Origin of the sequence: Staphylococcus pragensis (assembly GCF_004785665.1) — a bacterium.
Taxonomy (GTDB): Bacteria; Bacillota; Bacilli; order Staphylococcales; family Staphylococcaceae; genus Staphylococcus; species Staphylococcus pragensis.
Map to the genome: position 1 here is coordinate 685,284 of NZ_SRPJ01000001.1, position 13,643 is coordinate 698,926.

Here is a 13,643-nt window from a genome sequence, read left to right on the forward strand (position 1 = left end):
TTTTTGTATTGACTAGGATCATCTGTTCTGTTAAAGTGTTAATACAAACAAATGTTCTAGGAGTGTAATAAATGATTAATAAATATACTAGTAATTTGATTAGCAATATAGCCATTGTAGTAGTCTCTTGCATTGTTTTTCTAGTTTTTTTCATTAGTTTATATCATAGCTCGCAAATGGAACAAACGTACGAAATTACAGATCATACTATCTCTAAAAAAGCTATGTTAAATAGTGACGATAAGAACATAAAAGACACAAATACAGAACAAACAGATTACAAAGTGTTCGCGTTAGTCCAATAAACTTTTAATGTGTAGAGTAATTATATATAAATTTTAAAAGCATAAATTCCTTATAGAATTAGTTAAGGAATTTATGCTTTTATTTTTAAGAAAGTAATAAATGTTAGAAAGTATGTTGATGGGGTAATAGCACTCAATACACGAGTTTATTTAATATAAACATATATTTATAATTTGAATCGTTAGTAATGGCAGAAATAGCTTTTAAAAAACTTTTTTAACCCACATATTTTTGGTATATTTTATGAAGTAATTAATAAAAATATTTTATTCGAAAAGAGAGTGATTGCCTTGACTAAAGACAATTTAAATATAGATAGAATTAATGAATTAGTTAAAAAGAAAAAAGAACAAGGATTAACTGAAGCTGAAGCTAAGGAACAGTCTAAGTTACGTAAAGCTTATTTAGAATCATTTAGAAAAGGGTTTAAACAACAGATTGAAAATACTAAAGTAATAGACCCAGAAGGAAACGACGTTACACCTGATAAATTGAAAAAAATTCAAGAAGAAAATAAAAATAATAAAGGTTAAAATTCAAGGTTTAACCCCTTGAGATTAATTCCTTATCAAAAACAATATATTTAAGTTATAATATAACAAAGATTATTTAGTAGAAGGGAAGTATTATAGATGTTTAACGAGAAAGATCAATTAGCCATTGATACTATTCGTGCTCTAAGTATTGATGCAATCGAACAAGCAAATTCTGGGCACCCAGGTCTACCTATGGGAGCGGCTCCAATGGCTTACACTTTATGGACACGCCATTTAAACTTTAATCCTCAATCAAAAGACTATTTCAATAGAGACCGTTTCATTCTTTCAGCGGGTCACGGTTCGGCTTTACTTTATAGTCTTCTTCATGTATCTGGTAGTTTAGAATTAGAAGAACTTAAGCAGTTCAGACAATGGGGATCAAAAACACCTGGTCATCCTGAATTCAGACATACTGATGGTGTAGAAGTAACAACTGGTCCATTAGGCCAAGGTTTTGCAATGTCAGTAGGTATGGCTTTAGCAGAGGATCATTTAGCAGGTAAATTCAATAAAGAAGATATCGATATCGTTGATCACTACACTTATGTATTAGCTTCTGACGGCGACTTAATGGAAGGTATCTCTCATGAGGCCGCTTCTTTTGCTGGACACAATCAATTAGATAAATTAATCGTGTTATATGATTCAAATGATATTTCTCTTGATGGGGAATTAAATAAATCATTTTCAGAAGATACTAAACAACGCTTCGAAAGCTATGGATGGAATCACATCTTAGTTAAAGAAGGTAATGACCTAGAAGAAATTGATAATGCTATTACTAAAGCTAAATCTCAAAAAGGTCCTACAATCATTGAAGTTAAAACAATTATTGGTTTCGGAGCTCCAAACGTAAGTGGTACGAACGGCGTTCACGGTGCACCACTAGGCGATGACGAAAGAAAATTAACATTTGAAGCTTATGGTTTAGATCCTGAGAAACGCTTCTACGTGCCAGAAGAAGTATATGAAATCTTCCAAACAACTATGTTAAAACGTGCTAATGAAAATGAAGATGCTTGGAAAGAAAAATTAGAAGAATACTCTAATAAATATCCAGAATTGGCAGAAGAATTTAAATTAGCGATTAGCGGTAAATTACCTAAAAATTATAAAGATGAGTTACCTAAATTTGATAGTGAGCATAACGCTGCTACTCGTGCTGATTCAGGTGAAATTATCCAAGCTCTAAGTAAATCAGTACCTTCATTCTTTGGTGGTTCTGCTGACTTAGCTGGTTCTAACAAATCTAATGTTAAAGAAGCTATAGATTATGACCGTAACACACCTGAAGGTAAAAACGTTTGGTTTGGTGTAAGAGAATTTGCAATGGGCGCAGCAGTTAATGGTATGGCAGCTCATGGTGGTCTCCACCCATATGGTGCAACATTCTTCGTATTTAGTGATTACTTAAAACCTGCACTTCGTTTATCATCAATTATGGGACTTAACTCAACATTCATCTTTACTCATGACTCAATTGCAGTAGGTGAAGATGGTCCTACTCATGAACCAATTGAACAATTAGCTGGTTTAAGAGCTATTCCAAATATGAATGTGATTCGTCCAGCTGATGGTAATGAAACAAGAGTAGCTTGGGAAGTTGCTTTAGAATCTGAACAAACACCAACGTCATTAGTATTAACTCGTCAAAATCTTCCTTATTTAGATGTTGATGAAGCTACAGTTGAAGAAGGCGTTCGTAAAGGTGCCTATACTGTTTATGAAACTGAAACTAAACCAGAATACTTATTATTAGCTACTGGTTCAGAAGTTAGCTTAGCTATTGAAGCGGCTAAAGACCTAGATAAACAAGGTAAAGGTGTAAGAGTAGTTTCTATGCCGAACTGGTTAGCATTTGAACAACAAAGCGATGAATATAAAGAATCAGTAATTCCTAAAGACATTACTAAACGTGTTGCTATGGAAATGGCTTCACCACTTGGTTGGCATAAATACGTTGGTACTGAAGGTAAAGTTATCGGTATCGATGGATTTGGCGCAAGTGCCCCGGGTGATTTAGTAGTTGAAAAATATGGATTTACTAAAGAAAATATTTTAAATCAAATTAGAACATTCTAATTGATTACTAATGCTAGAGAGAAGACTTTCAACGGGAAAGTCTTCTTTTTTATTAAATTTTAGGTATCAAAATGATATGGTAATTTGTTATCATAATAAATGTGTTTTTATTCTTAAACTAGCTATTGAAAATAAGATAGTTATTTAGTAAAATTCAGTAGGTATAGAAAGTGGGTGAAACAATGGCAACTTGGTTAGCGATATTATTAATCATTGTAGCGCTTATCATCGGACTTGTTGGTGGTTTCTTCTTAGCAAGAAAATATATGATGGATTATTTGAAAAAAAACCCACCTATTAATGAAGAAATGTTACGTATGATGATGATGCAAATGGGACAAAAACCATCACAAAAGAAAATCAATCAAATGATGACTATGATGAACAAAAACATGGATCAAAACATGAAAAGTTCAAAAAAATAATTTTTAAGAAGGATTGTACCGTTTAAAGGTTTACAATCCTTTATTTTTGATGTAAAACAATTTTAGGATTATTATTGATTCAGAAATTCAATTAAAATTTTAGCTATTGAAAATAATTTTAAAGTATTAGTTTATGAATATAAGAAGGTGTAATTTTGGCATATTTAATTTTTTCAGTAGTATTTGCATTGTTTATGGGGATTGTCGTTATCTTCATACGTATGAAAGCTCAAAAATTCCCAGTTAATGAGAAAAAAATTATTTTACCACCGTTCTTCATGGCTACAGGTGCACTAATGTACGTTATACCGTATTTTAGATTAACTGGTGCAGAAATAATTGAATCTATTATTTTGGGCGTTCTTTTTTCATCAGTTTTAATTTGGACAAGCCATTTTGAAGTTCAAGGAACTGAAATTTATATGAAAAGATCTAAAGCTTTTCCAATCATTTTGATTTCATTATTAATTATACGTACGGTGATTAAAATATTTATAAGTAGCTCAATTGATCCTGGCGAAATCGGTGGAATGTTCTTCTTATTAGCATTTAGCATGATTGTACCTTGGAGAATAGCTATGTTATATAAATTTAAAAAATTGAAAAAAACTGTAGTTTCATAGATTCAATGGGAGCGGGACAGAACTGAATTTGATTTCTGGTTCGCTTCCTTTTTTATTTGAATAAGAAAAAAAGAATGTGTATAATTTATACGAACAAATGTTCTTAAGGGGGATTTCTATGAAAATCATACACACAGGAGATTGGCACTTAGGAAAGATTTTAAATGGCAAGCAATTTTTAGAAGATCAAGAATACATATTAAATCAATTGATAAATAAAATTAGTGAAGAAAAACCAGATGTTTTTATTATTTCTGGTGATATTTACGATACAACATACCCAAGTAAAGAAACAATTAAATTATTTGAAAAGACGCTCAGTACGATAAATATTCAGATGGGTATTCCTACCATTATTACTAATGGTAATCATGATGGAAAAGAACGCTTGAATTACGGTTCTACTTGGTTTCAACATTCAAAATTATACATACGTACTAGATTAGAGGATATGAACTGTCCTATTACAATTAATGATGTTAATTTTTATACATTACCATTTGCTACAGTAAGTGAAATCAAAGCATTTTTTGAAGATGATTCAATTGAGACATATGAGCAAGCTACTCAAAGATGTATTGCTTATATGTCTGAAACTATGGTTAAAGACGAAGTGAATTGCTTAATTGCACATCTTACAATTAATGGAGGCAAAACGTCTGATTCTGAAAGACCACTTACAATTGGTACAGTTGAAAGTGTGGATAAAACATCTTTTAATATTTTTGACAAAGTACTATTAGGCCATTTACATCATCCGTTTAGTATTGAGGATAAGGTGATTAGTTATAGTGGTTCATTATTACAATATTCATTTTCAGAAAGTAACCAACCAAAAGGTTATAAACGACTTGTAATTAACTCTAAAGAGGACATAACGAATCACTTTGTCCAAATAAAACCTTTGCGAGAATTGGAAGTTATTGAAGGTGATTATAATGATGTTATTCAAGGTAATATCAAAATAAAAAATAAAGAGAATTATTTTCATTTTAAATTGAAAAACATGTCACATATTAGTGACCCTATGTTACAACTCAAACAATTGTATCCTAATACTTTATCGTTAAGTAATATAACTTTTGAAAGTAGCAGTCAATTTCATCAAGCTGAATTAAAACAAGAAGATGATGCGACAATTATTAAGCAATTTTATAAATCGATTACAGATCAAGAGCTAACTGATTATCAAAATAATAAAATTCATGACTTACTTAATCAAGTAATGAATAAGGAGGTTTAAACGGTGAAGCCCATAAAATTAAAGTTAACTAATTTTGGCCCTTTTTTAAATGAAACTATTGATTTTCAAGAAATTAAAAATGAAAAATTATTTTTGATAAGTGGTAAAACTGGATCTGGTAAAACAATGTTGTTTGATGCAATTGTCTTCGCTTTATTTGGAAAAGCTTCTACTGAGGGACGAAATGAAAGTGAGCTGAGAAGTCATTTTGCAGATGGAAAATCGCCTATGTCTGTAATTTATGAATTTGAGCTTAAAGATAAAGCATTCAAAATTGTAAGACAAGGTGCTTTTACAAAACAAGGTAATACCTCTCAAACTCCAGGAAAATTAGATGTTTATGAATTAGAAAAAGAAACAAATCAATATGAATTGCGTGAGAGTAAGATTAGTTCAGGAAATCCATTTATTAAAAGTATTTTAGGGGTGAATGCAGATCAATTCAGACAACTATTTATATTACCTCAAGGCGAATTTAAGAAATTTTTAGTTTCTAATAGCTCTGATAAACAAGGTATTTTAAGAACTTTGTTTAATAGCATAAGATTCGAAGAAATTCAGAATTTGCTACTAAATGAAGTAAAAGAAGAAAAGAAACAAATTGAATCCCGTCAAAATCAAATTCAATTGTTATGGGAAGATATAGATGACTTTGAAAATGAAGTGTTAAGCCAACTTAAGTCAATCGACAGTCTTCAAACACAAGAAATTTTAAAAGTCATTCCAAATTTTAAAGAAGTTGGTCAACAATTACTTAATGATTATGAAGAATTAAAGAATAAAAACTATTTTGCGCTAACGAACTTAAATCAACGTATTGAAGATAATAAACAACTTAAACAAAACTTGATAGATTTAGAAAAACGAAAAGAATTAAAAAAGCAGTTAGATGAAAAAGCTAGTTACATTAACCGATTAAATAAGGAATTAGATAGATTAAATGAAATAAAAACACTTTCTAATTTATATGACCAAGAAAAAAATAAAGTTCTAAAAATTGAAGAAGTTAAAAATAAAATAGCGACCTCCAAGTCTAATATTACTCATCTAAAACAATCATTAGAATCATATTCAAGTAAATTCGAGTCTTTAGTACAAAACGAGAATGATATTGAACAAAAATCTGAATATATCAATAATACTAGGCAATTTTATGTGAACCTTACAAAATACAAAAATGCTTATACTGATATAAAAACTACCGACCATCAGTTAGTTGAGAATAGTAAAAATCAAGAAGAAATTAATTATAATGAAAATGAACTTAACGAAAAAGTTAAAACCATTGAAGTTGATGAGGATGCAATTGATCAATTAACACAACGTATTTATGGGCTAGAAAGAGATATTGATAAACAAAAACAATTACACGCTAATAGAGATAAATTGGCTAAATTAAAAATTGAATATAATGATAAATCCAACCAACAAGAAGTTTTAAAGCAAGAAATCGAAAGTTTTAATGCACAATTAGAAGATATTGATAAAACAAATATCGATTTAAATGATAAACAAACGTTCGTGCAAGAAATTCAATCTGCTTTACATATTGGCGACACTTGCCCGATTTGTGGAAATGAAATTGAATCCTTAAATGCACATATTGATTTTGAAAAGATCAATCAAAATCAACAATTAATAAGAAAATTAACAAACGATATTCATGACAGAAATATTAAATTAAGTAATATTGAAACTTCTCACGCATTTATCTCTCAGCAAATGAAAGAATTAGAAGTTAATGAAAATGACATACAAGATATTAAAAAATTAGAACAATCTTTACAAGATACAAAATTAGAAAAGCAACAAATTCAAGAACAAAAAAATAAGTTAAAAGAATACAATAATCGATTAAATAAGATCAGAGAAACTAAACACCAATTATTAGTTGATTACGAAAAATTAAAATCTCAGAAAAAACAATATGAAATTTTAATTAATGATTTTGAAAAAACAACAGCATTTAATGATATTAAATCGTTTGAAACGCATTATGCTGAGAATGAAGAATCGGTTAATGATTTTCAAAAACAAAAAGAAAATTTAAATAAAAAAATTCAGCAATATAATCAAGAATTAGCTATCGAAAAGAATAATTTAGAAAATCATGAAAATAGCCATCAAGAATTAAAAAAAGAATTATCTCAACTAAAAACTCAAATAGATAATGAAATGACGAGAATAGGTGTATCAAATTATGAAGAAATTGAACATTTATTACAAAAATTGAATACTAAAAATGATATTGAAAAAGAAATTGAGGACTATAATCAAGAACAACATAGGCATTCAATTGAAATAGAGCGATTGACTCATTTAACAAAAGATAAAGAACTAGAGGATATTCAATCTTTAGAAGAAGAAAAACTAAACGTAGAAGAACAGTACAATGAAACTTTCGAAATCTCAACAACTATACAATATAAAATACAACAAAATGATATAAAATTTGAAAATATGAAAGTGCACATTAATTACTTAGAGGAAGAATTAAAAGAACAACAACAAATATTCGAATTAGCGGAAGTATTGTCGGGCAAAAACAATCAAAAATTAACGCTTGAAAATTATGTGTTAATTTATTATTTAGAACGTATTATTCAACAAGCTAATATTCGATTGAAGAAAATGAGCGGTCAAAGATACCAACTCCAACGTAGACAATCCGTTTCACAAGGTTATAGTGGATTGGAAATTGATGTTTTTGATCTTCATTCTAACCATTCAAGACATATTAGTTCTTTATCAGGCGGTGAAACGTTCCAAGCTTCTCTAGCACTGGCATTAGGGCTAAGTGAAGTGGTTCAACAAGAATCCGGTGGCATTACTTTAGACTCCATGTTTATTGACGAGGGCTTCGGCACTTTAGACCAAGAAACACTCGAAACAGCACTAGATACTCTAATGAAATTACAAACTTCAGGAAGAATGGTTGGGATTATTTCGCATGTTAGCGAACTAAAACAACGCATTCCGCTTATACTTGAAGTAAAAACAAATCAATATCAAAGTAGTACTCAATTTAAATGGCATTAATACAACAACATTAAACATAAATAATATAAAAAGACATCATAGCATCTATACGTAGTAAAATGTATAGATATTAAGATGTCTTTTTATATGTTATGTAACAATTATTTTTGTCTTAATAAGTCACGTATTTCAGTTAATAATACTGTATTAGCTTCAATTTCTTCCTCTTCTTCAGTTTCTTCTTTTCTCATAAGTGTATTAGCAATTTTTACGAAGATAAATAAAGCCGCTGCAACAATAATAAAGTCAATTATTGATTGAATGAACAAACCATATTTAATTCCCCAAAATTCCCAATCTTTAGCAAAGTCAACTGAACCAAAGATTTTACCGATTAAAGGCATGATGATGTAGTTAACTAGTGATGTAACGATTTTGTTAAAAGCAGCCCCCATAACAACTGCAATAGCTAAATCTAATACATTTCCTTTTAAGGCAAACTCCTTAAACTCTTTTAACATAAAATAAACTCCTTTCATTCATACAGAATAAAATATATTATACATCATATAAAATATTTAGTAAAACATATTTTTAACGAAATTTGCTTAAGAAAAAAGCCTTTGTTATTCTATTAATTAGAGTTATTGAAATATAGTTATATTATTTCTACGCACTTTGAAAATTTAATATGGGAATGAAAGGAGTATATTTATTATGAATTCTTCTTCTGAAGGAAACAAAAAAGGAAAGAAGTTTTCGCCGGTTTTCATCTATAGTGCTATTGTGGTAGCTATAGTAGTACTTATTGGTGCTATTTTACCGGAGCAATTTGATTCTATTACTAGTAATATCAGTAGTTGGATTACTGAAAAACTCGGTTGGTACTACATGATTCTAACTACTATTATCGTGTTCTTTTGTATATTCTTAATTTTTAGTCCAATTGGTAAACTTAAACTTGGTAAACCGGAGGATAAACCTGAATTTAATACAGTTTCTTGGTTTGCTATGTTATTTAGTGCTGGTATGGGTATTGGTTTAGTCTTTTATGGTGCAGCAGAGCCAATGGCAGATTTCGCAGCTCCACCAAATGCTGATCCTAAAACGACTGAAGCTTATACTGAATCATTACGTTCTACATTCTTCCACTGGGGATTCCACGCATGGGCTGTTTATGGTGTAGTAGCACTTGCATTAGCTTATTCTCAATTTAGAAAGAATGAACCAGGTTTAATTTCTAGAACGTTACGACCAATCTTAGGGGACAAAGTTGAAGGCCCTATTGGAACAATTATTGATGTTTTATCAGTATTCGCTACTGTAGTAGGTGTAGCAGTTTCATTAGGTATGGGTGCCTTACAAATCAATGGTGGTTTAAATTATCTATTTGGTATTCCAAATAATGTATTTGTACAATCAATCATCATTGTTGTTGTAACTATCTTATTCATTGCTAGTGCATGGTCAGGATTAAGTAAAGGTATCCAATATTTAAGTAACCTTAACATCGGTTTAGGTACTGTATTAATGATTATTGCTTTAATTATTGGACCAACTGTTTTAATCTTAAATATGTTTACTAGCTCAACAGGTAGTTTACTTAACACATTCTTATTTAACAGCTTTGATACAGCTGCGTTAAACCCTCAAAAACGTGAGTGGATGTCATCATGGACACTTTACTATTGGGGTTGGTGGCTAAGCTGGAGTCCATTCGTAGGTGTATTCATTGCACGAGTTTCTAAAGGACGTTCAATCCGTGAATTTATTTCAGGCGTCTTATTAGTACCTGCAATCGTAAGTTTCTTATGGTTCAGTGTATTTGGTGTCCTAGGTATTGAAACAGGTAAGAAACATCCTGAGCTATTCAAGATGACACCTGAAACTCAATTATTCGGTGTATTTAACCATGTACCATTAGGTATGGCGTTATCATTAGTTGCATTAGTATTAATCGCATCATTCTTTATTACTTCTGCCGATTCAGCTACTTTCGTATTAGGTATGCAAACAACTTATGGTTCACTTGAACCATCAGGTATAGTTAAAGTAACTTGGGGTGTTGCCCAATCACTTATCGCGTTTGTATTATTATTAGCTGGTGGAGGAGATGGTGCTGAAGCACTTAACGCAATTCAAAGTGCCGCAATCATCAGTGCCTTCCCATTCTCATTTGTTGTAATAATGATGATGATTAGTTTCTTCAAAGATGCTAACCAAGAACGAAAATTCTTAGGTTTAACGTTACAACCTAATGATGAAAGAATGAAAGATTATATTAAATATCAACATAAAAATGATGATTCTGATATTTTAGAAAAACGTGAAGTGCATAAAGCTTCTGAAGTTGAAAGAAAATAATAAATTATTCTATGTAAAAAGCCTCGAAAGTATCATACTTTCGGGGTTTTTTATATGTGAAAATAAAAGTATTTACCATATGGCAATGAAAATCATTCTCAATTAATAATATTTACTTATTGCACTAAGTGTATATGATAAGTATTACTTATATACTCTGATTAAAAATGCGAAAGCTAAATAGTGTGAAAACTAGAGGTACAGAGTTGTTTTAAAAAACATATAATTATACAATTTAATTAAAGGCATATAATTATGAAATGTTAATATTCAAGGGGGATAAACATATGACTTCTAACATAAAAGAACAAGCTAAAAAAACGTTTGAAGTAAATGGTAAATCATATACTTATTATGATTTAAAAAGCTTAGAAGAACAGGGTTTAACCAAAATCAGTAAATTACCTTATTCAATTCGTGTTTTACTAGAATCAGTTTTAAGACAAGAAGATGATTTCGTTATTACTGATGAACACATTAAAGCTTTAGGTAATTTTGGCAACGAAGGTAATGAAGGGGAAGTTCCATTCAAACCATCTCGTGTTATCCTACAAGACTTTACTGGGGTGCCAGCTGTAGTTGATTTAGCATCTTTACGTAAAGCGATGAATGATGTTGGCGGGGATATTAATAAGATCAATCCTGAAGTGCCAGTAGATTTAGTTATCGACCACTCAGTACAAGTAGATAGCTATGCTAATCCTGAGGCACTAGAACGAAATATGAAATTAGAGTTTGAAAGAAACCATGAACGTTATCAATTCTTAAACTGGGCAACTAAAGCATTTGATAACTATAATGCAGTACCTCCAGCAACTGGTATCGTGCACCAAGTTAACTTAGAATATTTAGCAAATGTGGTACATGTACGTGACGTTGAGGGTGAACAAACGGCATTCCCTGATACATTAGTAGGTACAGATTCACATACGACAATGATTAATGGTATCGGCGTTCTAGGTTGGGGCGTAGGTGGTATCGAAGCTGAAGCGGGTATGCTTGGACAACCATCATATTTCCCAATTCCTGAAGTAATCGGTGTACGTTTAACAAATTCATTACCACAAGGTTCAACAGCTACTGACTTAGCTTTACGTGTAACTCAAGAATTACGTAAAAAAGGTGTAGTAGGCAAATTTGTAGAATTCTTTGGTCCAGGTGTTGCAGATTTACCATTAGCTGACCGTGCTACAATTGCTAATATGGCTCCAGAATATGGTGCAACTTGTGGTTTCTTCCCAGTAGATGAAGAATCACTTAAATACATGAAATTAACTGGTCGTTCAGAAGAACACGTGGAATTAGTTAAAGCATACTTAGAACAAAATAATATGTTCTTTACTGCGGATAAAGAAGATCCAGCTTACACTGATGTCATTGATTTAGATTTATCAACAGTAGAAGCTTCATTATCAGGTCCGAAACGTCCTCAAGATTTAATTTTCTTAAGTGACATGAAAGCAGAATTTGAGAAATCTGTTACTGCTCCAGCAGGTAACCAAGGCCATGGTTTAGATGAGAGCGAATTTGATAAGAAAGCTGAAATTCAATTTAAAGATGGCTCAACAGCTACAATGAAGACAGGTGATATTGCAATCGCTGCAATTACATCATGTACAAATACATCTAACCCATATGTTATGTTAGGTGCAGGCTTAGTAGCTAAGAAAGCTGTTGAAAAAGGTCTTAAAGTACCTGAATTTGTAAAAACATCATTAGCACCTGGTTCAAAAGTAGTAACTGGTTACTTACGTGATTCAGGTTTACAAGAATATCTAGATGATTTAGGTTTCAACTTAGTAGGTTATGGTTGTACAACTTGTATCGGTAACTCAGGTCCTTTATTACCTGAAATTGAAAAAGCAATTGCAGATGAAGATTTATTAGTTACATCTGTTTTATCAGGTAACCGTAACTTTGAAGGTCGTATTCATCCATTAGTGAAAGCTAACTATTTAGCATCTCCTCAATTAGTAGTTGCTTACGCTTTAGCTGGTACAGTGGATATCGATTTACAAAATGACCCAATCGGTAAAGGTAAAGACGGAGAAGACGTATACTTAAATGATATTTGGCCTACAATTCAAGAAGTGGCTGATACAGTAGATAGTGTTGTAACTCCAGAGTTATTCTTAGAAGAATATAAAAACGTTTATAATAATAACGAAATGTGGAACGAAATCGATGTTACAGATGCACCACTATATGACTTCGATCAAAATTCAACATATATTCAAAACCCAACATTCTTCCAAGGCTTATCTAAAGAGCCTGGTACAATTGAACCATTAAAAGATTTAAGAGTAATGGGTAAATTTGGAGACTCAGTGACTACTGACCATATTTCTCCAGCAGGTGCTATCGGTAAAGATACGCCAGCAGGTAAATACTTATTAAGCCATGATGTTTCAATTCGTGACTTTAACTCTTATGGTTCACGTCGTGGTAACCATGAAGTAATGGTAAGAGGTACGTTTGCGAACATTCGTATTAAAAACCAATTAGCTCCAGGTACTGAAGGTGGCTTTACTACTTATTGGCCAACTGACGAAGTAATGCCAATTTATGATGCAGCTATGAAATATAAAGAAGACGGTACTGGCTTAGCGGTATTAGCTGGTAATGATTACGGTATGGGTTCTTCTCGTGACTGGGCTGCTAAAGGTACTAACTTACTAGGTGTTAAAACAGTTATCGCTCAAAGTTATGAACGTATCCACCGTTCTAACTTAGTAATGATGGGTGTGTTACCATTACAGTTCAAAGATGGAGAATCAGCTGATTCATTAGGTCTTGATGGTAGAGAAGAAATTTCTGTAGATATTAATGAAGATGTTAAACCACATGATATTGTGACGGTTCACGCTAAAAAAGAAAACGGCGATGTTGTTGATTTTGAAGCAATCGTACGTTTCGACTCATTAGTAGAATTAGACTACTATCGTCACGGTGGTATCTTACAAATGGTATTAAGAAACAAACTAGCACAATAAGATTAATTGTTAATAAGCCATGCCGACGTATATGTTGGCATGGCTTATTTGTGTTACTATTGAATTGTAAGATATTTGAAAAGAGGTAC

General features: G+C 31.3%; 10 protein-coding genes. 9 read left to right on the forward strand and 1 reads right to left on the reverse strand.

Annotated elements, in window-relative coordinates; genetic code table 11:
• The first annotated feature begins 71 nt into the window (after positions 1–71).
• The 7 genes from sosA to sbcC all read left to right on the forward strand — a co-directional run bounded on the left by sosA (position 72) and on the right by sbcC (position 8,257).
• Positions 72–305, forward strand: coding sequence for a DNA damage-induced cell division inhibitor SosA (sosA, locus tag E2558_RS03405; protein WP_126566783.1), 234 nt, complete (start codon positions 72–74; stop codon positions 303–305).
• A 291-nt stretch (positions 306–596) separates the two neighbouring features.
• Positions 597–839, forward strand: a complete 243-nt coding sequence (locus tag E2558_RS03410; RefSeq protein ID WP_126566786.1) for a DUF896 domain-containing protein — start codon at positions 597–599, stop codon at positions 837–839.
• 99 nt (positions 840–938) lie between these two features.
• The gene (tkt, locus tag E2558_RS03415) at positions 939–2,927 is read left to right on the forward strand and encodes a transketolase (RefSeq protein WP_126566789.1); all 1,989 of its coding nucleotides are present in this window, start codon (positions 939–941) and stop codon (positions 2,925–2,927) included.
• A gap of 182 nt (positions 2,928–3,109) precedes the next feature.
• Positions 3,110–3,352 carry a YneF family protein gene (locus tag E2558_RS03420; protein ID WP_037541068.1) on the forward strand — a complete coding sequence of 81 codons (243 nt, stop codon included), beginning with the start codon at positions 3,110–3,112 and terminating at the stop codon, positions 3,350–3,352.
• A 155-nt stretch (positions 3,353–3,507) separates the two neighbouring features.
• Positions 3,508–3,975 (forward strand): CcdC family protein, encoded by a 468-nt coding sequence (locus E2558_RS03425; RefSeq protein WP_126566791.1) that lies wholly within the window; start codon positions 3,508–3,510, stop codon positions 3,973–3,975.
• 118 nt (positions 3,976–4,093) lie between these two features.
• Positions 4,094–5,218 carry an exonuclease subunit SbcD gene (gene sbcD, locus E2558_RS03430; protein WP_126566793.1) on the forward strand — a complete coding sequence of 375 codons (1,125 nt, stop codon included), beginning with the start codon at positions 4,094–4,096 and terminating at the stop codon, positions 5,216–5,218.
• Between the two features lie 3 nt (positions 5,219–5,221).
• The gene (gene sbcC, locus E2558_RS03435) at positions 5,222–8,257 is read left to right on the forward strand and encodes an exonuclease subunit SbcC (RefSeq protein WP_126566796.1); all 3,036 of its coding nucleotides are present in this window, start codon (positions 5,222–5,224) and stop codon (positions 8,255–8,257) included.
• Between the two features lie 101 nt (positions 8,258–8,358).
• Here sbcC and mscL read toward each other — a convergent pair whose 3' ends face one another.
• Positions 8,359–8,718 carry a large conductance mechanosensitive channel protein MscL gene (gene mscL / locus E2558_RS03440; RefSeq protein WP_126566799.1) on the reverse strand — a complete coding sequence of 120 codons (360 nt, stop codon included), beginning with the start codon at positions 8,716–8,718 and terminating at the stop codon, positions 8,359–8,361.
• 196 nt (positions 8,719–8,914) lie between these two features.
• Here mscL and E2558_RS03445 point away from each other — a divergent pair, with 196 nt between their 5' ends.
• Together E2558_RS03445 and acnA are read left to right on the forward strand one after the other, a co-directional pair.
• Positions 8,915–10,561: a BCCT family transporter gene (locus tag E2558_RS03445; protein WP_126566801.1), complete on the forward strand. Its 1,647-nt coding sequence runs from the start codon at positions 8,915–8,917 to the stop codon at positions 10,559–10,561.
• A gap of 287 nt (positions 10,562–10,848) precedes the next feature.
• A complete protein-coding gene (acnA, locus tag E2558_RS03450) occupies positions 10,849–13,554 on the forward strand; it encodes an aconitate hydratase AcnA (protein WP_126566803.1) in 2,706 nt (901 codons plus the stop codon).
• Positions 13,555–13,643: the final 89 nt, after the last annotated feature.

Bases quoted from the DNA above. Each gene is read 5' to 3' on its own strand.
- sosA (WP_126566783.1), top strand. From the start codon at position 72: ATGATTAATAAATATACTAGTAATTTGATTAGCAATATAGCCATTGTA.
- tkt (WP_126566789.1), top strand. From the start codon at position 939: ATGTTTAACGAGAAAGATCAATTAGCCATTGATACTATTCGTGCTCTA.
- E2558_RS03420 (WP_037541068.1), top strand. From the start codon at position 3,110: ATGGCAACTTGGTTAGCGATATTATTAATCATTGTAGCGCTTATCATC.
- sbcD (WP_126566793.1), top strand. From the start codon at position 4,094: ATGAAAATCATACACACAGGAGATTGGCACTTAGGAAAGATTTTAAAT.
- mscL (WP_126566799.1), bottom strand. From the start codon at position 8,718: ATGTTAAAAGAGTTTAAGGAGTTTGCCTTAAAAGGAAATGTATTAGAT.
- E2558_RS03445 (WP_126566801.1), top strand. From the start codon at position 8,915: ATGAATTCTTCTTCTGAAGGAAACAAAAAAGGAAAGAAGTTTTCGCCG.
- acnA (WP_126566803.1), top strand. From the start codon at position 10,849: ATGACTTCTAACATAAAAGAACAAGCTAAAAAAACGTTTGAAGTAAAT.